The organism is Mycobacterium sp. 48b (assembly GCF_048282725.1).
In the GTDB taxonomy this organism is placed as follows: Bacteria; Actinomycetota; Actinomycetes; order Mycobacteriales; family Mycobacteriaceae; genus Mycobacterium.
Genome location: NZ_JBLVUL010000001.1, coordinates 7,299,412 through 7,321,138 on the forward strand (window position 1 = coordinate 7,299,412; position 21,727 = coordinate 7,321,138).

Consider the following 21,727-nt stretch of genomic DNA (forward strand, 5'->3'; position numbering starts at 1 on the left):
AGCAGAGTTCAAGCCCGCACGGGGATTTGTCGTCGAGTCTGCGGACTCAGCCTGAACCCATCAATTGGTCATCTTCCAACTGATCCGCGCCGCGTTCGTGAGCGTGCACAATGCCGAATAGCACTGGCGCAGCGGGGCCACTTGGCGCGCTCAGTGAAACTATTACGGTGTGGGCTGCTTAACCAGAAGACCGCCGTCAACCGAGATGGCCTGCCCCAGAACATATGTGACGCGAGGATCGCACAGAAACGCAACGACTTCTGCGATGTCCTCAGGCTCGCCGGCCCGGGCTAGCGGGATGACCTTCTCCAGCGTTTCCTTGGTCATGGTGGCCAAGTACTCCTCAGTCAAGCTGGTGCGCGTCCAGCCTGGCAGTACGCAGTTGGTCAGGATGTTGTAGCGCGCAAGATCGACGGCCATCGACTTTGTCAATCCCAGTAAAGCAGCCTTGGCCGCGTTGTATGCGGTGAAATCCGGCTCGGCGGCCAACGCGTTGTCCGAAGAGACGTGCACGATGCGCCCGCCGCCTTGGTCCTTCATCTGTCTGGCTGCGGCGACGCTCAACAGTGCCGGCCCCCGGAGGTCGACGTTGAGGTGCTGATCCCAGTGGGCATGGGTGATATCGAGAAAGTGGCAGTCCAGGTATACCGCAGCATTGTTGACCAGTACGTCGACACGTCCGAACTCATCGACGCACCGCTGTACCAATTGCTCACACACCTCGGCATCACCAACATCGGCGACCATTCCGATGACCCGCCGATCTGTCACGTCCAGTTCGTTGACCGCGCGGTCGAGTTCCTCACCGTTGCGTGAGCAAATGAGGACCGAGAGACCTTGCTGGTTCAAACGTTTGGCTATCGCATAGCCGATGCCCTTCGAGCCACCGGTAACAATTGCTGCGCCGTTCAGATCTGTCATGCTGCACCTCCGTTGAACAGAGAAAGTTGGGATCGCGGGCAATTCATGCCATTGGTTCGGGACAACCTGGCCCCGGCACTCATTGGTCAGACTGTGTCTTGGCGGCCGATCCGCGCGTAGACCTCAGGCTTTCGGACCCGGAAACACAGCGCCATCACAGCGCCTGCGATCACCACCGTGTAAATGATGCCGAGCAGGACGACCTCCAGAATGCCAGTGGCCCCAGAGATGATGTCGAAGTTTGTCGTTGCCAGGTAGAGGATTACGCACGCGTAGACGAACACCAAGAGGGACGCGATCCCCGGCGCGACGCCCCTGCGGCGGGTCAGGTATACGCCCACCGCCAACGAGACGCCGATCAACAAGAGAGGAGGAAGGTGTAGGCGTACAGACCGGCGAGCCTGCCGTACGCGACGCCACCGCTGAGGCCCGCGACCACGAGGGGTACAAGGCCCACGAAGCTTGCCACGGCAACGGCGTTGGATGCCTTGTGCGGCGATCCGTGCTTTTCGTGCACAACATTTAGCGACCTGTGCAGAACGCCATCGTTGCTCAGGTTGAACGCGTATCGCGTCGTGATGTTGTGCGCGGCGAACACCAGGGCGGTCGCGCTAGTGAACAGCAAAACCGATACCGCCACAAAGCCCCACGAGCCGACGTTGGCACGCACGCTGTCGTAAGCGGCGTTCAGCGGGTCCTGCTCTACGGCCGCCATGATCGCCTGCACCCCAAACGAATTGATGAACACCCAGGCGGTCAGGCAGTACAGCGACGCTAGGATACCCACGGTCAGGAAGGACGCCCGGGGGATGGTCTTGTTCGGCTCCTTCACCTCATCGCGGAAGATGATCGGCGCTTCGAATCCACCGTAGAGGCCGATGCCGAGCATCAGCGCGAGGGCCAGCGATCCAGACGTCAACGAACTCCAGCTGAAGGATTCAAAGCTGAGTCCTTGAGCGCCGCCGCGAGCGATGACGGAAATGTCATAGACCATCATCATGAGCAATTCGAGCGACAGGAAGGTCGTCAGCACCCGGGCCGAGAGATCGATCCTGAGGTAACCGAGGATGGATGCGGCGATCCATACGGGAATGCTCCACACCCACCACGGGATGTCGGGACCGTTGAACACACCGTGAACGATGGTCGCCAAGCCGGCCCCGGCCAGCGGGTATGCCGACAGCAGCGCCACGAAGTAGCACATCGTCGCGGCGAATCCGGCGGCCAGTCCGGGAGTCTTGCCCAACCCTTTGGTGATGAATGCGTAGAACCCGCCCGGCTGCGGCAGACGGCGCGCCATCGTCGTCAATCCCCACGCGAGCAATGCGACGACGGCACCGGAGATCAGGTATGCCACGGGCGTGCCCAGCCCGTGGCCTAACAGGATGCAGACTGGGATGAAGCCCAGGAACACCACGATGGGCCCGTTGTAGGCGATGACGGTGAAGACTACCTGGAGGACGCCCATGTTGCCGGTGAGGCGGGGGGGCGGTTGATGACACCGGGACCTGTTCGTCGGGGGGATAGACAGTTGACATGAATTCTCCTTCAGTCGGGCGGCGCAGGTCCCTTGCCGGTCACTGTGACTCACGGCACGTCTTCTGCGCGTCAAGGGTGTGTGTTGCGAGGCACACCGACAACTGGAATTTCTCCATAGGGGGCGGAGCCGTTCTGGAGTCTTCACACCATGCAGGTTTGGCCCGCACTTGCGCGTCTTCACAAAGGGTTGTCACGCATTGCGCACCCTGGCCGGGGCGCACGACGAGATGCCGTCGTCACAGGTGACGACGGCGTATCGCGCTTGGCACGCGGCGTTAAGGCGTGGCTCAGGAACAACTTTCGATGAGATCGTCACAGCTGGCACGCAGCGCTTCTGCTACTTCGGCGGGTAAGGGTCGCGACGCGGCGGTAGCAGGGTCGACATTCACATAGGTCATGTTTGCTTCGGCGATGTGCACGTCGTCGCGGGTTATTCCGATGCAGAGAGCGAAGCTGGACGACCCGACTCGCAAGCACGTCACATCCACGTCGAGGACATCTTCGAACCTCGCTGGGGCGGCGAAGTCAATCGAGGCTTTGATCACCGATGGGTCAGCGCCGGCAGCGAGGAGCTTCGGATACGGCCAGCCGATCGATCGCACGAATTCGGTCAGCGCCACATCCGCAATCTCGAGGAAGCGACTGTTGAACAGGAAGCCCTGGGCATCGCTTTCGTGGTAACGCACCCGGTGGTGCAGCACCACCACCATCAGAAGTCGGCTTCGGCGCGCAGCTTGGCGAACAAGTCCGTCCGGCGAAGCGAGAGGCCGGGTGGTTCCGGGAACGAACGGGACGCTATCAAGATGTCGTGATCGAGTTCGGCGAACAAGATGTCCTCACCTTTGACTTCCGAGAGGGCCAGTAGCCCATCGTTGATCCCGACTGTCTTGTCCACCGGCGTGGAGACGAGCGCCTGCCCGACGGCATACAGCGGAGCGTCCACGGGCAGACCACTATCACCGACAAGTGGCGACATGACCACATAGAGCTGATTCTCGATCGCGCGGGCTTGGCAACCCGTCCGCACGCGGTGCACGCCGCGCCGGTTCCACGTGAGCGACGGACAAATGATGAGATCAACACCCTGATGAACCAGATAGCGTGAGAGTTCCGGGAATTGGATGTCGGCGCAGATGAGAAGTCCGGCGGTGAAAGGTCCGATGCGGGTGACGAGCAGCTCATCTCCACCACGCGCGCCCATCTCGTGTTCCGGCGGTGTCAGGTGGATCTTGTCCTGCGTTTCCACGCGGCCGTCGGGCTGCGCGATGACGGCGGTGTTACGAAGCGAGCCGTCGTCGGCGATGCGGTTGTGGCTTCCACCCACAATCACGATGCCGTACTGTCGGGCAAGGCGTTTGACGCCGTCGGCGATGTCGTCGAAGCGTGGTGCCAGTACGTCTCGGTAGTCGGGGGTGACCGTCTTCGCGGTGACGATGTGATCGCTGATCGAGCCAAGCAACCCGGTGCTTGCGAACTCGGGAAACACCACCATCTCTGCGCCGGCTGCCGCCGCGCGACCGACCAGCCCCTCAATGTGTTTGAGCAAGCCTTCGACACTGGTCTCCGCGCGCAGAGCGAAGTTGGTGGTGGCGACCCTGAGGCTGGACATCATGCTGCTCCCTTGGTGCGGAGTTGTTCTGCGACGAGACGGCGGTCGACTTTTTCGGTACGAGGGTTGAGTGGCAGCTGGTCCATCACGTGGTAGCTGGTGGGAATCTTGAAGGTAGACAATTGGCCAGCGGCGAACGCGGTCACTGCTTCGGCGTCGAAAACATCGGAAGCAGGCACTACGGCAGCTGCGACACGTTGCCCGTAGGTATCGTCGGGTAAGCCGACGACGCACACATCGCGTACCGAGGGATGCTCGCGCAGGACGCGCTCCACTTCCGCGGGCGATACGTTGCTGCCGCCACGGATGATCATGTCGGACAATCGCCCTGTCACGTAGACGTAGCCGTCCGCGTCGATGCGGACGAGGTCTTTGGTGCGATACCAGCCATCTGGTGTCACCGCCGCGCGAGTCTGCTCCTCGTCGCGCCAATAACCGAGCATCAGCCCGGGACCCGTCGTCAACGCCTCGCCGACCTCACCGGCAGGTACCTCGTTGCCATCGGGATCGACAACGCGCACAAGCGATCCCGGCACCAGCTTGCCCGCGGAGCCGGGTATGGGCTCGGGGTCCAAGACGGGGTCGTAGGTGACGAATGGGAAGCATTCGGTGGCGCAGAATGTGTCGTGCACGGGACACCCGGTGAAGTCCCGCCACTGGTCGAACGCAACCTCGTTTCGCGGCTCGCCGCCGGATATGCACAACCGCAGCGACGTCAGGTCCGGCCGGTCCTCGTCGAGCGGCCCGAGATAGGCCACCAATTTGGCGAACATGGTCGTCACGCCAGCCAGGAAGGTCACCCTGTGCTTGGTGAGCGCTTCGACGATCATCTCTGGACGGCTGCGGCGCAGCGCGATGACTGTCCCGCCACCCAACAGTGTTGCCATCGAGGTGGTGCTGAGGCCGAACAACCACGCCATGGGTAGACAAACAACGGTCTTGTCGTCGGTCGAGAGCCGCCACACGCGCGCGTACACGTCGGCGCCGTTGAACACCGCTGCCGAAGACAACATGATCGCCTTCGGATGGCTCGTCGTTCCCGACGAATAGCAAATGAGGTTCAGCTCTGCGGGCAACCCCTCGGGATTGGGCATCCGGCCGGCACGGACTCGCTCGACGACGAACTGCTCGTCGATGACCACGACAGGCAGTTCGGCGGGCACGGCCTGCCCAACGGCGCCAACGGTCTGCGCATCAGCCAACACCAGCACCGGATCGCTGTTGTCGAGGCAGTACTTCAAATCAGCGATCGGCGAGGACGGATACACCGTTACCAGCACTCCCCCCACCTGCCACACCGAGAACGCGGTGACGAGAAAGAAGCCCGAGTTCTCCGCAACCAGCGCCACGCGGTCGCCGGACTGCACACCAGCCGCTGTCAGGGCCTGCGCCCTGCGCTCGACGGCTTCGAGCAATTCGGCATAGGTCCACGAGTGCTCGTCGTCGACGATTGCGGGACGATCTGCATGCGAGGAAGCGACGGTCTGCAGTGCGGTGAGGAATTCACGGCCCGGAGGTTGTTGATGATCGGTCACTGGGGTTCCCTCTTCCTAAAACGACGTAGCTAGTGACGACTGCGGTTCCGACCACCGACGAAGCCATACAGTCAGACGCTAGGCCGACGATGAGCCGACCGAAATGGGCAAGACCCCTACAAATGGCCGCGATTCTTGTGAGCCTTCCAAACTCGGATGTGACTCGCAGGGCCGGCGAGGACCGTCAGCGGACCAGCCCAGTACCAGCTGGCTCGGGCACTTCCGACGCCGGCCAACCAGCCGCTACCAGATCCGCCGCCAGATCACGGCGGGGCACGTCGTAGTTGACGGTCGCCGGCGGGATTAGACGCTGCACCTTGCGCGAGGCGAACTCCTCGGAGACATGCGCGATGATGCCGGGGAGCGTACCCAGGATCGCCAGGGCAGTCGACTCCTCGGGCGTGAAACCCATCGCGACGGTGATCGCAGCGATGACGGCAACGTCGTTGATGGGAAATTCCTCACGCCCCGGAAGCTTGATAAACGCGCGATGCACCGCCTCATACAGCTGGACCGGTTCACCCCACAATCCTGCCTCCACGGCGATCCTCTTCAGGATCTGAGCCCGCGGATCGACCTTCTTGAACACCTGGTGACCGAATCCTGGAATGCGCTGTTTCTTGGCTCGCGCCTCGGCGACGACCTGCGCGGCGAAGTCGTCCATGTCCATCGCGCCGGATGCTTGGTATTGCGCGTAGGTATCCCCGATGAAGCGCGCCGTGTTCTCAGTGGCCAATCCATAGTCGCCGGCGCTCAGCGCGGCGGCGGCGATACCCGCCTGCACGTTCGGGTTGCACGACACGACGTAGCGCGCCGCCGCAGTGCCGGACTTCTCCAAGCCATAGTCGAGCACGCCGGTCATCACCGCATCGAGGACTTTCGTCTCCTGTGGGCTTGGGAGCCGACCCTTGATCATGAGGTAGACCGCCGCCGTGAACGGTACGCCGATCAGATCGTCGAGCTTGTACCCACGGATGTACACCGTCTCGGGCGTGATCTCACTTATCTCAGTGCGCCAGTAGCGTTCGGTTGCATCGTTTTTCGTCATGTGTCCGTTCTCCGCGAGAGTGTGCTCGACATATCGTTCGACGCTAAGTTCACCGGTTACCGCACACACTCGGTACGTTCACGAAGAACCTGATCACCCGTTGGAGATTTCACGGTTGTGACCGCAATTCACTCAAGGGGCGCCTCCGCCGACCGGCATTCACTCGTCAGACTGGCGGTCACAACGTCGGCAGCGCGCTGGGCGCTACCGAGCGCCCCTTCCATCCAAGTCCGCCACACGGACGCGTCGACGTCGGTGCCGGCGAAGACCACGCGTCCATCCGGCTGGTTCATCACCGTCAAGAAACGGTACGCGTCCCCGGGCCGGTCGTGACGGTTAGTCCCGTCGAATAGCGGGTCAGACGACCAGTCGTGTCCTTGTACGGCTATGACTTCCGCGTCTGGGTAGTACTCACGAAGCGCGCGTTCGACGCTGAGTCGGTCGTCCGCTTTCAGCTCACCGATACCTTCACTGCCGAAACCGTAGAGAATCATCGAGCCGTCTCCGACAGCGTGGGCTGAGCACACCATCTGCAGCGTCGACCACCCCAGAGCGAATGTCGCAGCGGGTACGTTTCGGACGTGGATACACGGTTTGATCAGGCGGCCGACATGATTTCGTCCTGTGGCCCAACGCTTGTCAGCCGAAAGGGCAGGCCGGAACTCGATGTGACGAATCACGTTCGTTGGCACGGCAATGATGCATTGACGGCCCGACACCGTCTCCCCGGACGCGGTCACCGCCCTCACCGCGTCGCTGGACTGGTCAATCGCCACCACCCGCTGATCGAAACGCACCTCAAAACGTGATCCCTCAACCATCCGCCGCAGCAGTTGCGACGTTCCACCGACAAACCGCTCAGTGAGCGCTCCGACGAATCCATAAGGGCTGTAACCGAATCCGGCGACTTGCCCGACGATATTGAGCATCGACACACCGCTCGGGTCGTGTCCGCTATATGCGGCGATCATCGCGTTGATTATGTCGCGGGTGGCCACCGGCAAGTTCAGGGGCGCGAAGAACTCATCCGGCGAGACATCAAGATCGCGAATCGGCTGCTCATGCAGCAGTTGGGCCGCGTTGATTCGCTTCGAGGCATCGCGCAGATGGCCAAGTGCACGTTCCAGATCTCCGAGCTCGGCCGACGGTACCGGCAGCAGGGTACGTCGTTTGCCGCCGGTGTAGAACGCTGACGAGCGCGTCGGGCCGTCCTCGGACACCACGATGTTGTACCGCTGTGTCTCACGGCGAATAAGTGGTTGCAGTTTCCTGTTGACCCAACTGCCACCAAGGTCGACGGTAACACCGTTCAGACTCGTGAATGGCTGGGCAAACGTCCTACCACCGAGACGGTTCCCAGCCTCCAACAACACCACGGAGTGACCTCGGTCAGCCAGATCGCGCGCCGCGGCAACGCCGGCAATCCCGCCTCCAACAACGATTACGTCGTACGACTCACCCATGACGATTCCCTTCCCAAGCTGACAACGTGCGCATGTCGAGGCGAGGACGCACGGAGTTGACGCGATTTGCCATCCGACCGAAACGAACGCCAGCCGGCGGGCGCTCCCCCAGTGTGGCCCCGGGTGGCCATGCCCCAAACTGTGGAATACCCGAAACTCTCGCTGTGTGTTTGGATTTTTATCGCTGCCGATAGTGAAGGAGGCGATGGCCATGACATCCTTGTTAGTTAGATCTGGCCTCTCATCGGTCGATCGGTCGGTGAACGCCACCGACGTGCACTGACTGCCAAGGTCGTTGTGGTGGATCAGGCCAGTTAGTTGGTGTCCTCGATGCCGGGACTGCCCCGAATTCAGTTGACTCGCGGGGTGTGAATTTCAGGCCACGGTTGCGACTGGTGTGTGGAGCAGTTCGAACTCTATCGGGGTGAGCCGCCCGAGTGCGCGTTGCCGGCGGCGTCGGTGGTAGGTCCGCTCGATCCAGGTCACGATCGCCAGGCGTAGTTCGGCCCGGGTAGACCAGCGTTGCCGGTCGAGGACGTTGCGTTGCAGAAGGGCGAAGAACGACTCCATCGCGGCATTGTCCCCGCACGCGCCGACGCGGCCCATCGAGCCGTGTAACCCGTTGTGCGACAGCGCCTGGACGAACTTTCGCGACCGAAATTGACTGCCCCTATCGGAGTGGACGATCGTCGCGGCGGGTGAGCGCAACGCCACCGCATGATCGAGTGCGGCCACCGCCAGCGAGGACTTCATCCGCGAGTCAATCGAGTAGCCCACAATCCGGTTGGAGTACACGTCCTTGATCGCGCAGAGGTACAGCTTGCCCTCGGCGGTGGGGTGCTCGGTGATGTCGGTCAGCCACACCTGGTTGGCGGCCTGGGCGCTGAACAGCCGCTCCACGAGGTCGTCATGCACCGGTGGTCCGGATCGACGATTCAGACCTCGCTTCTTGGCGAAGATCGACCAGATGCGCTCCTGGGAGCACAACCGCGCGACACGGTTCTCCCCAGCGATGATCCCGCGGCCGGGCAACTCATCGGCGATGAACCGGTATCCGAAGGCGGGGTCATCGGCATGAATGTCACGGGCAGCATTGATCAGCTGGGCATCGTCCCAATCACGCTGTGACACGGGCGCTTTGCGCCACTTGTAGAACGCCTGGGTGGAAAACCCCAGAACCCGGCAGGTCACCGTGACGGCACGCCGTCATCGGCAAGGTCAAGGACCAGCGGGTACATCATTTTGGGTTGGCGTCTCGGGAGAGGTAGCCGACCGCGCGGCGCATCACCTCGGCTTCCTGTTCGAGGAGCTTGATCCGCTTGTGCGCCTCACGCAGCTGCGCGGCTACGTCGTCCGCGGCGGCCGGCGACCCGGGCCGGTCGACACCGTCTTGGCGGTCAGCGATCTTGAGCCAGCGATGCAGGCAGGCCTCCGAGATCCCGAAGTCCTTCGCGATCTGGCGCAGCGGAGCCTCGCCCTTGCGGGCCACCGCGATGACGTCAGCACGGAACTCGGCAGGAAACGGTTTCGGCACGAGATTGATCCTTCCAGCAAAGACGAATCCTCACAGGTCAGGAGTCAACCAAACCGGGGGCAGTCCCGACTACAACCTGTTGCTCGTGTCGAGGCTAAAAGAAGAGATCCAAGCCAGCGTGAGCACCGGCATCATCCGCGCCGTCGCTGGCAGCGGCGCAGTGGTGACCACCGCCGGAATGGTATTCGCCATGACCATGATCGCGATGGCGGTGGGTGAGCTGGTCACCATTGCCCAAGTGGGCACCACGATCGGCTTGGGCCTGCTGTTCGACACGTTCGTCGTGCGGGCGTTCATGACACCGTCGATCGCCGCGCTTCTGGGCCGGTGGTTCTGGTGGCCGCAACGGGTGCGCCCCCGGCCAGCGCCGCAACCCTGGCCAGCGGCCGAGGTTTGAAAGTGCCGGTCGCCCGACCGCGGGTCGCATACCCACGGAGAACTTTGAACCGCCCGGCATTTCAGGCAGCCAGCGCCTCGTGTAAAGGACGGGATCATTGCAGGTTCGAGGAAGTACCCGACTGAGCTGCGTGGACATGCGGTGCGGCTGGCCAATGAGGCAACCGCGGATCTGCGAGGATTGACCTCAACCGTTGTTGAACTTCTAGCCTGGTTTCATGACATTCAAGCCGCACGAGATCGCGTTCCTGAAAAGCGTGGAGTTGGGCAGGCTGGCGACCATCGCACCAGACGGCACGCCGCAGAACAGCCCGGTTGCCTTTAGCTACAACCAAGAACTGGGCACCATTGATATCCCTGGCTACCGGATGTCGTCGACCCGCAAGTTCCGGAATCTCAGCCACAACAACAGGGTCGCCTTCGTCGTGGACGACATCGTCTCCCGCGAGCCGTGGCGAGTTCGCTGCCTGGAGATCCGCGGCACGGCCGAGCAAGCGACGGTGACCCACACCGGCGGCGGCCAGCTGGATCCGGCCATTATTCGGATAACCCCGAAGCGAATCATCACTTTCGGTATCGATGATCAGGACACTGAACCCCACGATTTGGTACCCGACAGCCGCGAAGCCTAGACCTGCCCCCGTAGGGCCGGATTGAGACGACGCTGTCGAGAAACAACGTCAACTACCCGTGTTCAATGCGAATTGTTGCCAGGCGACGCGATTTCAATGAGGGCCGCCGTCAGCATCTGTACAGCGATGATCGTCGTGCCACGGACGGGATCGACAATCAGCATCGAACTGCGATTCCGTAACGTGATCCACAGCTCCCAGAGAGTTCGGGTCGTGGCAGACGTCAGTGCGATGACGCCTTGTCGATCGGCTCGAGGTCTGCAATGTCGAGCCGCTTGATCGGACCGACAACCACTACGTAGCAAAAAAGCGCCAACAGTGCGCTGATCCCGACATAGACCAATGCGAGGTCGAACGAGCCGTGGGTCTTGACCAGGTAGCCGATAACGATGGGCGTGGTGATGGCTGCCAGGCTGCCGAACGTGTTGAACACACCACCGGACAATCCGGCGATCTCTTTGGGCGCGGTGTCGGCGACTACTGCCCATCCCAGCGCGCCGAGACCTTTACCGAAGAATGACACGGCCATGAGCAGCACTACGAGCCAGGCCGCGTCCACGTAGTTGCAGCCGATGATCACGGTGGCGAGCAGCAATCCGGTCACGATGGGCAGCTTGCGCGCGTTGGTCTGCGACCAGCCGTGGCGCATGAGTCCGTCGGAGAGCACGCCGCCCAGGATTCCACCGACGAAGCCACAGATCGCCGGCAGCGATGCGATGAAGCCTGCCTTGAGGATCGACATGTGTCGCTCTTGGACCAGGTAGACCGGGAACCAGGTCAGGAAGAACCAGGTGATGGTGTTGATGAAGTACTGACCGAAGTAGACGCCGAGCATCATCCGGTTCGTCAGCAGCGCCTTGATGTAGTGAAGTTGATTGGCGCCCTTGGCTTCCTGAGGAGGGGCGGTACCGGCGTCCATGTCCACAAGGGCTCCGCCGTCGCGGATGTAGTCCAGTTCGGCCTGGCTAAGGCGGGGGTGATTTCGCGGTGCGTAAATGACGACGAGCCACAGCAGGCCGAACACCACGCCGATACCGCCGACGATGGTGAACACGTGCTCCCAACCGGCGGCGACGACCAGCCAGCCCATCAGCGGCGAGAAGGCGGCGGTGGCGAAGTATTGCGCGGAGTTGAAGATAGCCGCGGCGGTGCCACGCTCGTTGGTGGGGAACCAGGCTGCGACGATACGTGAGTTGCCTGGGAAGGAAGGCCCTTCTGCCAGGCCAACCAAAAGCCTGAGTATGAACAGCGCCCCGACGGCGGTCCCCATTGAGAAGTTCCCGACGAAGCCCTGGCAGACCGTGAACACCGACCAGGACAGTATTGCTCCGCAATACACCTTCTTCGAGCCGTACCGGTCCAGCAGCCAGCCGGCCGGGATCTGCGCCACCAGATACGACCATCCGAAGGCGGAGAAGATGTAGCCCAGTGTCACGGCGTCGATGCCGAGGGCGTCCTGGATTGCGTCACCAGCCATGGAGATGGTGGACCGGTCGGCGTAGTTGATGACCGTCACCGCAAACAGCATCGCCAGGATCGTGTAGCGCACCCGTCCGCTTTTGGGTGCAGGTGCGCGATGCGGGCTGTCAACCGGTGTTGCGGATGCTGATTTCATCGGGACTCCTTGTGTGGTCCGCAGCGCGAGAATACGGCGGGGTGGCTCAGATCACATTGGTGATGTGGCCGACTCTAGGCACCCAAATACATTCCAGTCCAAGCCCAATTTTATATTCAGCGATCTAATCTGGGTATCGATGCTCGGGGAGGTGGCGCTGCGCAAGGGCAGCCAACAAGCGATGCAGCGCCGGGTTGTCGTTTGAGGCTCGCCACATCAGATCCAGCTCTACGTGTGCGGTTGCCGGCAAGTTCAGTGCACGATATGTAACGCCGTCGAAGTGCATCTTGCTGGCCGATTCAGGCACGATAGCCAGACCCCAGCCGAGATTGACCAGTGCCAGCAGGCTGTGAATCTGGCTCAGGTACTGCACAAACGTCGGCCGCACTGACGCTTGTCGAAGGACGGCCGAAACCAGCTCGAAGAAGTACCGCGATTCGATCGGGCTGTACATCACCATCGCCAGCCCTTCCAGGTCAGTGACTTCGATCTGACGGCGCTGGGAGGCGAGGTGATGCTGAGCCGGCAATGCCACAACGAGAGGCTCCCGCACCAGTGGCCGCAGTTCCAGATCCGTGCGGGTAATCGAGGGGCGACGCACCATTCCTAGATCGATCGAGCCCTCCGACATGGCCTCGACCTGCTCCATCGTCACCATCTCCCGCAGGTCGATATCAACTTCGCCAAGTACGGCCGAGGCGGCCGACAGCACGGTGTGCAAGCCCGAGAAAGCGCTTCCCGCGGTGAACCCCACACGCAAGACCCCTAGGCGCCCTTCCGACGCTCTTCGGACAGCCAAAGCGGCACGTTCGGCGTTCTGGAGCAGCCGACGGGCGTCAGCGAGCAGTGATCGTCCCGCAGGGGTGAGCTTGACAGCGCGACTGCTTCGGTCAAACAACTCGACATGCAGTTCTTTTTCGAGCAGTTGGATCTGGCGGCTCAACGGCGGTTGCGTCATCTGCAGTCGTTCGGCCGCGCGGCCGAAATGCAGTTCCTCGGCGACAGCAACAAACTGCCGCAGCTGCGCCAACGTGAACATTTTCGATACCTATCTTGGATCGGAAGATACATATTTAGTGTTGGACTTGAATGGTATCGCGTTCCTACTGTGGTGTAGAGCACTGTTGCTCGTCCACACTGCGAGGAGATCCCGAATGACCATGTCGCCGTCCGAAGTCGCCACCCAGCTCGGATCCGGGCTGTTGTCGTTCCCCATCACGCATCTGAACGCCGACCAGACATTCAACGAGCACGGCTACCGCGAGAACATCGGATGGCTGAGCCAATTCGAAGTCGCCGGCCTGTTCGCGGCCGGTGGAACTGGCGAGTTCTTCTCCTTGACGCCCGCCGAGGTAAGTCAGGTCGTCACCGCTGCTGTAGCTGAAGCCGGCGACGCGGTACCCGTGATCGCCCCCGCGGGTTACGGCACGGCTATCGCCGTGGAGATGGCACGCGACGCCGAGCGGGCTGGTGCCGATGGAATTCTCCTGTTCCCTCCGTATCTGACGGAGGCGAGCCAGGATGGTCTCGTGGCGCATGTCAAGCAGGTATGCGATGCCACCGAACTTGGCGTGACAATCTATAGCCGAGCCAATGCAATCTACTCGGAATCCAGCGTGGTCCGGCTGGCAGAATCCTGCCCGAACCTGATCGGCTTCAAGGACGGTAACGGCAATATCGAACTGATGACCCGCATCTACGCCGCGCTTCAGGACCGCCTGACCTACATCGGTGGGCTGCCCACCGCAGAGATGTTCGCCTTGCCGTACCTCAAGCTCGGCGTGACGACCTACTCGTCGGCGATATTCAACTTCGTACCGCGTTTCGCACTCGACTTCTACCGAGCAGTGCGCGAGGACGACAGCGACCGGGTTCTCGGTGCTCTCAACGACTTTGTGATCCCGTATTGCGATCTGCGCAACCGCAAGCCCGGATACGCCGTGAGCATCATCAAGGCCGGAATGACTGCCATCGGTCGCCCGGCCGGCCCCGTGAGGTCACCCCTGACCGATCTTGAACCACTCGAACTCGCAGAACTGACCGACCTGATCAAGAAGGTGAGTTGACCATGCCCGTCACGACCACGGCCGCGCTATCCGGCACAAGTCTTCTCGGCGCTACCGACCACCGCGGTGCGGGCGCACCATTTCAGGCGATCAACCCCGCTACTGGCGAAGCACTCGAACCGAGCTATCACGATCTCGCAATCGCAGACGTCTCTAGGGCCTCGGAGTTGGCCACTGCCGCGTTTGACGGCTATCGCGACACCACTCCCCAAAAGCGTGCAGCTTTCCTCGACTCCATCGCGCAGGAGATCGCCGCCCTGGGCGACGACTTGATCGCCCGGGTCACTGCCGAGACGGGCATTCCGGCCGTGCGGGTTCGTGGGGAACTAGCCCGCACGCTTAATCAGCTCCGGATGTTCGCCGATGTTCTGCGAGAGGGCAGCTGGTTGCAGGCCAGGATCGATCCCGCCGATGCCGCCCGCACACCCGTGGCGAAGCCAGACCTTCGGCAACGCTCGATACCGCTGGGTCCCGTGGCTGTCTTCGCAGCAAGCAACTTTCCGTTGGCATTTTCGGTAGCAGGCGGAGACACGGCTTCAGCGCTTGCTGCCGGGGCACCGGTGATCGTCAAGGCCCACCCGGCGCACCCGGGCACCTCTGAACTTGTGGGTCGCGCGGTCCGCCGCGCAGTCGACGCGCATCAGCTTCCGGAAGGAACGTTCTCACTGCTGATCAGCGCGAGTCATTCAGTAGGTAGCGCATTGGTGACCGATCCGCGCATCAGCGCGGTGGGATTCACCGGATCGCGGGCCGGTGGACTGGCCCTGGTCACCGCCGCTGGAGCGCGAGCGGTACCCATCCCTGTGTTCGCCGAAATGTCCAGCGTCAACCCAGTTTTCATCCTCCCCGAGGCTCTTGCCGCGCGGGCCGAGCAGCTGGGCAACGACTACATCGCCTCGGTGAACACCGGCACCGGCCAGCTGTGCACGAGCCCCGGACTGGTATTCGTCGCCGATACCCCCGATGTCGACATCTTCATCGCTGCAGCCGCCCGCGCAGTCGATTCCTCAGCTTCTGCGCCCATGCTCAGCGCAAGAATCGCTGAGGCCTACGACCGAGGCGTTCGACGAATCGCCGAAAGCCCTGGCATCGAAAGGGTTGCCCAGGGCAGCGCTGATGTATCCCTCAACAGCCCGTCGCGGACCCAACTTTTCGTCACAAACGCAGACGAACTCCTCGCGCAACCCGGGCTCGCCGAGGAAGTATTCGGACCCTCCTCACTCATAGTCAAAGTTCCTGCCACACAACTATTGTCGATGGCCGAACGTCTCGAAGGTCAGCTCACCGCCACTGTCCACGCCGATCCGGGCGACTACCCACTCGCGCGTGCGCTGCTCAACACACTCGAACTCGCCGCCGGCCGAATTGTGTTCAACGGCTGGCCCACCGGCGTCGACGTTGGCCATGCCGTCATCCACGGCGGACCGTTTCCCGCCACCACCGCACCAGCGACTACCTCAGTCGGCAGCCGAGCCATCGAACGCTTCCTCCGGCCGGTGGCCTATCAGAACCTGCCAGAGGCCCTGCTGCCGGCAGAGCTTCGCCAACAGAACCAACTCCACATCCCCCGGCGCTTTGACGGCGTGCTCACCACACACTGATCTCAACCACCACCGTTCAGGAGAAGCACAATGCCTACAACCACCCATCCCGGTAGTGCGCTCAGTGATCGCGACGCTGCAATCAAAGCACTGGCGGCAGGCGCGGCCACACTTGACCGCATCGATCATGTGACGTTGTCATCAGTCACCCTCCCGCTCAAGAATGCAATCAGCGACGCCAAGGTGCTCACCGGCCGGCAGAAGCCGATGACAGAAGTTGCATTCTTGTTCGCCGAAATCCACACCGCCGGAGGCCACTCCGGCATCGGATTCAGCTACTCCAAACGGGCAGGCGGACCCGCGCAGTTCGCTCATGCTCGGGAGATCGCGCCAGTGCTCATCGGCGAAGACCCCAGCGACATTGCCAAGATCTGGGCCAAGCTGGTCTGGGCGGGCGCCTCTGTCGGCCGTAGCGGCGTAGCCACCCAGGCGATCGCGGCATTCGACATCGCATTGTGGGACCTCAAAGCCAAACGGGCCGGTCTGCCCATCGCCAAACTGATCGGCAGCCATCGAGATTCGGTACCGACCTACAACACCTCTGGTGGATTCCTTCACACCCCAATCGAGCAAGTGCTGGAGAATGCGTCGGCAGCCCTGTCCAGCGGAATCGGCGGCATCAAGATTAAGGTAGGGCAACCCGATTGGCGCACCGACATCGCCCGCCTGGAGAAGGTTCGCGAGCATCTTGGCGATGACGTGCCGTTGATGGTCGACGCCAACCAACAATGGGACCGCCCCACCGCAATGCGCATGGGCCGCATCCTGGAAAAGTTCAATCTTGTGTGGATCGAAGAGCCCTTAGATGCCTACGACGCCGAAGGCCACGCACATCTCGCCCGTGCTCTGGACACCTCGATCGCCACCGGCGAGATGCTGGCCAGTATCAGCGAGCACCAGCGACTCCTCGACGCTGACGCCGTCGATATCATCCAGCCCGACGCTCCACGCATCGGTGGCATCACCCAGTTCCTCAAGTTGTCCACCCTCGCCGAGCAGAAATTCCTACAACTGGCACCGCATTTCGCGATGGAGATCCACCTGCATCTGGCCGCTACCTATCCGCACGGAACCTGGGTCGAGCACTTCGACTGGCTGGACCCGTTGTTCAACGAGCACCTCGAGATACGTGATGGCCGGATGCATCTGTCAGATCGACCGGGACTGGGTTTCACACTCAGTGAGCAGGCACATGCTTGGACCGTTGACACCGCCGAGTTCCGCGGCTGACGCTTCGCGGGCCCGCAGCCACTGACCCCGCTAGCAATGACGGAGGTTGCCAGACGTCTCCCGACCTGCCGCTCGCGACGCCATCCTCTGTCGGTGCGATGACTGATGCTTGTTCGGGACAAATGTGTATGCGCCCAAGGCGTTCCGCTGCTGGCTAACCGGTGAGGTGATGGACGCCCCCAATCGATGCGGCGTCGGCCACAAGCTTCACTGAGGCTTCGACCTTCGTGGGTGCACACGTTGTGCGATGTCCAACATCTCTGCAGGGCCGACATTCCGGCTCGCTGTCATCAGGCCAGTGTGGGCTCGAACTTGGCGATCTTCCAATCACCGTCCACCTTCATCAACGAGATCACGACACTGCTCGCGCTGGTGCTCGGTTGGGGTTTGGCTGCCGTGGTGGTGTCTTGGTTGACGAAAACGAGAACCTTCGCGGTATCGGAGTGGAGCTCTTCGACAGCCGCCTGCACAACTGTGGCAGAGGTCTTGACAAGCTTTTCCTTTGCGGCAGGTACGAGCATGCTGCCTGCGAATTCCGTGTAGTAAGACAGGAAATCGCCCGTCAGATGGGTCTTTGCCTGATCGATGTCATGATCCAGGCTCTCCGGCGCGTAGGACAGTACGGCCACGGTTCCAGCGCTTGCGGCGGCAAGGACGGAGTCGCGGATCCCCGGTGAGCTGTCCTGCAGTTCAGGGCGCAGCTGGCGCGCGTAGAAGATGCCGGCAGCGACTAACGAGATGGCGATCAAGGTGCCGAGAACCGGGTACACCCAACGCGATCGGGTTGCGGTGGGAGCAGCGGCCGGTTGGACCTCTACCGCTGCCTCGATACCGGTTGTATCCGGGTCTGCAGCGTCTGCGTTGTCGACGTCTGGCTTCAATGTCATGGTACGAACTCGACTTTCGATAGCTTCATGTCGTTGCCGTCCCGCGAAACGGTCACGCTCAAACGCCACGCGCGGGGCGCCTTCTGCGCTCCCTCGGTGTTAGTGACCTGCGACGTCGCCGCGACCAGCACCACCGCGGAGTCATCGGTCATCGATTGCAGTGCTGCTGAGTGCACAGTGCCCTGAGTGACGACCTTGGAGTCCAGGACAACTTTGGTGAAATCATCGGCACGCGAGCGGAATTCGTCCCTAAACTCACCGGTTGCGTTGTTCAGCACCTGCTGGACACCGTCGGCGGCATGATTGAAGTCCAGGGACGTCAGCGCCATCACACCTTTCTCCGCCGCGGCAACGTATTGGGCAGCACGCTGCTGATCGGCGACCTGGTGTTGATGACGCCAGAACATATAGCCGATCGCAACCCACACCGCGATGAGGACGACGATCAGCACACTGACAATCACCGTCCGTCGGCTGGGTCGGCGGCGCCACCACACGGTGACAGTCGGCGCCGGTGTGTCATCAACGTCCTGCTCTGACGCGGTTTCATCGAGCACCGCAGGCAAGCCCGACTCTATGCGTAGAACCTGCTCACGCAATCGCACGGCCCGGGCACGCGCGCGCGCAGCCGTGGCCTCGGCCTCGGCCTCGGCGGCATCGGCGTCCGCTTGTTCTACTAGCACGCGAAGCTTCGACAGTGCCTCGGCTGCAGCGTCGATGCTGCCTTCAGCATGCTCGGCCGTCACAGTGTCATCCGACAACCGTCGTCGAGTACTACCGATGATGGTCGACATCGCCGTCTCCTTCCTGTCGTAGCGAAATCAGTCATTTTGCTGGGGCCAGGACCATGTCCTGCCAGGACCGGGGACCGCCGCCCTCGGCCAGGTCGGTCTGGCGGTAAAGCTTGCCGTCACCACCGACGTAGTCACCAGTGCGCGGGTTGTAACGCGCGAACTGCACTGCGGAGGTAGCCGGCGGCAACGCCGCTGAGGCCGGGGCGGCGCCGGGGGCAGGATCAACCCCGAGCGGCGGAGTCCCCGAGCTGCCATCAGGTTCAGGAACTGGCGGATTGGGGCCGGCCGGCGGTGCGTCAGCACCAGTGCCCGGCGGAGGCACCGGCATCGTCGTTGGAACCGGAGGTGGCGGTGTCTGAGGTGCCTGTGGACCCTCCCCCGGCGGAGAGTACAGACCCTGGTCGGGGAACCACCGGCTGTCGGGCGGCACACCCTGCGCTTCCAAATTTGGGTCGCGCGGATACGGCCCGAGAACCGGCTGCTTCTGGGCGACGGGCTCAAACTCTTCGTCGCTGTCGCAGAGGGCCACCGTTGGCGCCCGCTTGCCGGGCTTGTTCATGCAGGGAAAGTTCCGGCTGCCGCGCACTCCGATGGGCGAATCCTGGGGGAGCTTGCAATAGAGGTCATCAGGCGTGTCGATGGTCGTGGTGTCATACGGCGGCCGCCACGACGACGGTGGTAGGAATCCCACCGTGCACGCGGGTGGGTCGCTGATGGTGATCCGGAACGAGCCGATGCCCAGTCCTTGTGCATTCCGGTTGGGCTGCGCGGACTGCACTATCGAGATGACCGGCGGCAGCAAGACCAGAATCTGCTCCAGCGACGGGTGGTACGTCACACCCAGCTGGCCCATCGTGGACAGGTTGGCCAACAGGATCGGCAGCGTGGGTTTGAGGTCGTTGAAGAGCTTGGTCACCTCATTGAAACTGTTGGGGCCCTTCGTCAACAGCGTCCGGATCTGGGGATCGTTGGTGACAAGTTGACCAGTAACCGCGGCCAAGGACCGTGTCCAGGTCCGGATGGCGTCGAGACTGTCAGTTTGAGTGTCCAACAGTGGACCGGAATCGCGGAGGAGGTCGCGGGACTGGTCCCCTACTTCGTTGAGCCGCCCGGCCAGGGTCGAGGTGGAGTCGAACAGTGATTGCAGATCGTATTCTGCACCGCCCAAGCCCTTGTGCAGCTCATCAAGTAGCCCCTGCAGGCGTTCCTTGGGGAAGGTTCCTAACAGGGCACTGACGCGGTCGAGGGCAGGGCCGACAGGTTGTGGAAGGGTGGTGTGGGACTGCGGAATCACCGATCCGTTACGCAGGAACGGCGCACCGCCCGTTCGTGGGACCAGGTCGACGTACTGCTCACCTACTGCGGACACACTGCGTACGTTGGCCATGACGTCGGCGGGAATCTCGACATCGTCGTTCAACGATATGGTTGCCTGCACCCAATGCCGTGTCCTGTCTTTTGCGAGGTCGATCTTCGTGACTTCGCCAACCTGAACGCCGCGGTAGGTGACGTTGCTGAAGTGATAGAGGCCGCCAGCGGCTGGCAGCTCCAGGGTGACGGTATTGCGACCGATCCCCAAAAACGTCTGCACCTTGATGTACTCGAACGCCATCAACGCGGCCGCGACCACTGCGCAGATGGTGAAGATCACCAGCTGAATCCGAACCAGCCTGGTCAGCATCAGCGCCCTCCGGTATCGGCGGGCCGGCTCGGCGCGGGTGTCGCCGCGGGTTCGGGCGCGGGGACAGGGGCGGGCTCACCGGCCGGCGGCACTGCCTCAAGCGGTGGCGGCGTGATCCCCACGGCGAGCGGATTGCCGGTCTGTTCGGCGAAACCGGGATCGCCGACCGCGGCCTGCAACTGTGCATTGGGGTCCCCCCACCGAGTGCCCATCAGCAGCTCTTTCTTCAGGCGGGGAACCGTGAAGTCCAGCGTGGTGATCTGATTGATGTAGTCGCCCCGCACTGCCTTGTCGATGGTGTTCTGCCCGTATGGGAACACCGTTGCGAACGCGATGGCCTTGTCGAGGTCACGCCCCACGTCGGCGAGCGCACGGATGGCGGGCTCCAGGTGGGTCAGGTTCGAGACCAGATCGGCCTTCGTGGCGGCAATGACCGACGTCGCGGTTTCACTGAGTGCGCGAAGTTTGTCTAGAGCCGTCGTCAGCCGGGGACGTTCGCGTAGCAGAACCTCCAGGGCGGGTGGGATCTTCTGCAGTGCTTGGGCCAGCTCATCGCGCTGGCCGGCGATCGTGCCAGTGAGCCGGTTGAGAGCCTGCAAGGTGGCGACGACGTCATCGCGCTGTGCGTCGAATACGTCGACGAAGGTGTCCAGCCGGCTGATCAGGTCACGGAAGTCATTTTGCCGGTTGCTGAACGCGGCGTTGAAGCTGTGGACAATGTCGCCGACCTGCCCCAGTCCGCCCCCATTGACCACAGCGGACAACGCGGCGAGGGTTTGTTCTGTCGATGGATAAGTGGAGGACTCGGATAGTTTCAGTACTGCCCCGGGGGGCAGCTGCCCACGCGGCGCTTGCCCCACTGGCGGGTCCAGAGCGAGGTGACTGGATCCGAGCAAACTCGTCTGCCCGACGACAGCAAGGGCGTTGCCAGGCACGACGATCCCCGGCTTGACCAGGATTTCGACGTCGGCGTGCCAGTTGCGCACGGTGATGCCGCCCACGCTGCCAATCACCACGTTGTTCAACAGGACCGGTGAATTATTCTCCAGTGAACCGACATTGGCCATCTCCGCGGTGTAGGACTGCGCGCCGGGCACCTGTCCAGGAGCTCCCGGCAACGGGATCGAATTGATGCCGCCCCAGCTGCACCCCGTCAGGGTGATAGTCACTGTCATG

Annotated in this window: 18 protein-coding genes and 2 pseudogenes; 5 read left to right on the top strand and 15 right to left on the bottom strand. The window is 62.3% G+C overall.

Annotated elements, in window-relative coordinates:
* Nucleotides 1–162: 162 nt before the first annotated feature.
* From ACNQR1_RS35595 to ACNQR1_RS35635, 9 genes and pseudogenes are all read right to left on the bottom strand, one after another.
* Nucleotides 163–921: an SDR family NAD(P)-dependent oxidoreductase gene (locus ACNQR1_RS35595; RefSeq protein ID WP_418050179.1), complete on the bottom strand. Its 759-nt coding sequence runs from the start codon at nt 919–921 to the stop codon at nt 163–165.
* An 86-nt stretch (nt 922–1,007) separates the two neighbouring features.
* Complete coding sequence (locus tag ACNQR1_RS35600) at nt 1,008–1,286, bottom strand: hypothetical protein (RefSeq protein WP_418050180.1); 279 nt, start codon at nt 1,284–1,286, stop codon at nt 1,008–1,010.
* Nucleotides 1,280–2,389, bottom strand: coding sequence for an APC family permease (locus ACNQR1_RS35605; RefSeq protein WP_418050181.1), 1,110 nt, complete (start codon nt 2,387–2,389; stop codon nt 1,280–1,282). The genes ACNQR1_RS35600 and ACNQR1_RS35605 overlap by 7 nt, the downstream gene beginning before the upstream one ends.
* A gap of 358 nt (nt 2,390–2,747) precedes the next feature.
* On the bottom strand, nt 2,748–3,170 hold the full coding sequence (locus ACNQR1_RS35610) for an acyl-CoA thioesterase (protein WP_418050182.1): 423 nt from the start codon (nt 3,168–3,170) through the stop codon (nt 2,748–2,750).
* On the bottom strand, nt 3,170–4,072 hold the full coding sequence (locus ACNQR1_RS35615) for a nitrilase-related carbon-nitrogen hydrolase (RefSeq protein WP_418050183.1): 903 nt from the start codon (nt 4,070–4,072) through the stop codon (nt 3,170–3,172). The genes ACNQR1_RS35610 and ACNQR1_RS35615 overlap by 1 nt, the downstream gene beginning before the upstream one ends.
* A complete protein-coding gene (locus ACNQR1_RS35620) occupies nt 4,069–5,604 on the bottom strand; it encodes a class I adenylate-forming enzyme family protein (protein WP_418050184.1) in 1,536 nt (511 codons plus the stop codon). The genes ACNQR1_RS35615 and ACNQR1_RS35620 overlap by 4 nt, the downstream gene beginning before the upstream one ends.
* 184 nt (nt 5,605–5,788) lie before the next feature.
* Nucleotides 5,789–6,652, bottom strand: a complete 864-nt coding sequence (locus ACNQR1_RS35625; protein WP_418050185.1) for a citryl-CoA lyase — start codon at nt 6,650–6,652, stop codon at nt 5,789–5,791.
* A gap of 128 nt (nt 6,653–6,780) precedes the next feature.
* The gene (locus ACNQR1_RS35630) at nt 6,781–8,115 is read right to left on the bottom strand and encodes a flavin monoamine oxidase family protein (protein WP_418050186.1); all 1,335 of its coding nucleotides are present in this window, start codon (nt 8,113–8,115) and stop codon (nt 6,781–6,783) included.
* A 375-nt stretch (nt 8,116–8,490) separates the two neighbouring features.
* A pseudogene (locus ACNQR1_RS35635) lies at nt 8,491–9,649 on the bottom strand (IS3 family transposase).
* A gap of 67 nt (nt 9,650–9,716) precedes the next feature.
* On the opposite strand from ACNQR1_RS35635, the pseudogene ACNQR1_RS35640 reads away from it, so the two are divergent.
* Together ACNQR1_RS35640 and ACNQR1_RS35645 are read left to right on the top strand one after the other, a co-directional pair.
* Nucleotides 9,717–10,046: pseudogene (locus tag ACNQR1_RS35640) on the top strand (MMPL family transporter); the annotation flags it as partial.
* A 217-nt stretch (nt 10,047–10,263) separates the two neighbouring features.
* Complete coding sequence (locus tag ACNQR1_RS35645) at nt 10,264–10,677, top strand: PPOX class F420-dependent oxidoreductase (protein WP_418050187.1); 414 nt, start codon at nt 10,264–10,266, stop codon at nt 10,675–10,677.
* 223 nt (nt 10,678–10,900) lie between these two features.
* Here ACNQR1_RS35645 and ACNQR1_RS35650 read toward each other — a convergent pair whose 3' ends face one another.
* The gene (locus ACNQR1_RS35650) at nt 10,901–12,292 is read right to left on the bottom strand and encodes an MFS transporter (RefSeq protein WP_418050188.1); all 1,392 of its coding nucleotides are present in this window, start codon (nt 12,290–12,292) and stop codon (nt 10,901–10,903) included.
* Nucleotides 12,293–12,416: 124 nt separating this feature from the next.
* Nucleotides 12,417–13,331 carry a LysR family transcriptional regulator gene (locus ACNQR1_RS35655; RefSeq protein WP_418050189.1) on the bottom strand — a complete coding sequence of 305 codons (915 nt, stop codon included), beginning with the start codon at nt 13,329–13,331 and terminating at the stop codon, nt 12,417–12,419.
* Between the two features lie 115 nt (nt 13,332–13,446).
* On the opposite strand from ACNQR1_RS35655, the gene kdgD reads away from it, so the two are divergent.
* From kdgD to ACNQR1_RS35670, 3 genes are read left to right on the top strand one after another with little or no spacing between them, the layout of a single operon-like run.
* Complete coding sequence (gene kdgD, locus ACNQR1_RS35660; RefSeq protein WP_418050630.1) at nt 13,447–14,358, top strand: 5-dehydro-4-deoxyglucarate dehydratase; 912 nt, start codon at nt 13,447–13,449, stop codon at nt 14,356–14,358.
* A 2-nt stretch (nt 14,359–14,360) separates the two neighbouring features.
* Nucleotides 14,361–15,959, top strand: coding sequence for an aldehyde dehydrogenase (NADP(+)) (locus ACNQR1_RS35665; RefSeq protein ID WP_418050190.1), 1,599 nt, complete (start codon nt 14,361–14,363; stop codon nt 15,957–15,959).
* A gap of 30 nt (nt 15,960–15,989) precedes the next feature.
* Nucleotides 15,990–17,189 (top strand): L-talarate/galactarate dehydratase, encoded by a 1,200-nt coding sequence (locus tag ACNQR1_RS35670; RefSeq protein WP_418050191.1) that lies wholly within the window; start codon nt 15,990–15,992, stop codon nt 17,187–17,189.
* Nucleotides 17,190–17,479: 290 nt separating this feature from the next.
* On the opposite strand, the gene ACNQR1_RS35675 is transcribed toward ACNQR1_RS35670, so the two are convergent.
* From ACNQR1_RS35675 to ACNQR1_RS35690, 4 genes are all read right to left on the bottom strand, one after another.
* Nucleotides 17,480–17,959, bottom strand: a complete 480-nt coding sequence (locus tag ACNQR1_RS35675) for a twin-arginine translocation pathway signal (protein ID WP_418050192.1) — start codon at nt 17,957–17,959, stop codon at nt 17,480–17,482.
* Between the two features lie 113 nt (nt 17,960–18,072).
* Nucleotides 18,073–18,870: a hypothetical protein gene (locus ACNQR1_RS35680; RefSeq protein WP_418050193.1), complete on the bottom strand. Its 798-nt coding sequence runs from the start codon at nt 18,868–18,870 to the stop codon at nt 18,073–18,075.
* Between the two features lie 31 nt (nt 18,871–18,901).
* Nucleotides 18,902–20,551 (bottom strand): MCE family protein, encoded by a 1,650-nt coding sequence (locus ACNQR1_RS35685; RefSeq protein ID WP_418050194.1) that lies wholly within the window; start codon nt 20,549–20,551, stop codon nt 18,902–18,904.
* Complete coding sequence (locus ACNQR1_RS35690) at nt 20,551–21,726, bottom strand: MCE family protein (protein WP_418050195.1); 1,176 nt, start codon at nt 21,724–21,726, stop codon at nt 20,551–20,553. Before ACNQR1_RS35690 ends, ACNQR1_RS35685 begins: the two co-directional genes overlap by 1 nt.
* Nucleotide 21,727 lies beyond the last annotated feature (1 nt).

Coding starts and splice junctions, on each gene's coding strand:
- ACNQR1_RS35610 (WP_418050182.1), bottom strand. CDS start 3,170: ATGGTGGTGGTGCTGCACCACCGGGTGCGTTACCACGAAAGCGATGCC.
- ACNQR1_RS35655 (WP_418050189.1), bottom strand. CDS start 13,331: ATGTTCACGTTGGCGCAGCTGCGGCAGTTTGTTGCTGTCGCCGAGGAA.
- ACNQR1_RS35605 (WP_418050181.1), bottom strand. CDS start 2,389: ATGGGCGTCCTCCAGGTAGTCTTCACCGTCATCGCCTACAACGGGCCC.
- ACNQR1_RS35625 (WP_418050185.1), bottom strand. CDS start 6,652: ATGACGAAAAACGATGCAACCGAACGCTACTGGCGCACTGAGATAAGT.
- ACNQR1_RS35670 (WP_418050191.1), top strand. CDS start 15,990: ATGCCTACAACCACCCATCCCGGTAGTGCGCTCAGTGATCGCGACGCT.
- ACNQR1_RS35665 (WP_418050190.1), top strand. CDS start 14,361: ATGCCCGTCACGACCACGGCCGCGCTATCCGGCACAAGTCTTCTCGGC.
- kdgD (WP_418050630.1), top strand. CDS start 13,447: ATGACCATGTCGCCGTCCGAAGTCGCCACCCAGCTCGGATCCGGGCTG.
- ACNQR1_RS35645 (WP_418050187.1), top strand. CDS start 10,264: ATGACATTCAAGCCGCACGAGATCGCGTTCCTGAAAAGCGTGGAGTTG.
- ACNQR1_RS35680 (WP_418050193.1), bottom strand. CDS start 18,870: ATGTCGACCATCATCGGTAGTACTCGACGACGGTTGTCGGATGACACT.
- ACNQR1_RS35690 (WP_418050195.1), bottom strand. CDS start 21,726: ATGACAGTGACTATCACCCTGACGGGGTGCAGCTGGGGCGGCATCAAT.
- ACNQR1_RS35630 (WP_418050186.1), bottom strand. CDS start 8,115: ATGGGTGAGTCGTACGACGTAATCGTTGTTGGAGGCGGGATTGCCGGC.
- ACNQR1_RS35615 (WP_418050183.1), bottom strand. CDS start 4,072: ATGATGTCCAGCCTCAGGGTCGCCACCACCAACTTCGCTCTGCGCGCG.
- ACNQR1_RS35650 (WP_418050188.1), bottom strand. CDS start 12,292: ATGAAATCAGCATCCGCAACACCGGTTGACAGCCCGCATCGCGCACCT.
- ACNQR1_RS35595 (WP_418050179.1), bottom strand. CDS start 921: ATGACAGATCTGAACGGCGCAGCAATTGTTACCGGTGGCTCGAAGGGC.
- ACNQR1_RS35685 (WP_418050194.1), bottom strand. CDS start 20,551: ATGCTGACCAGGCTGGTTCGGATTCAGCTGGTGATCTTCACCATCTGC.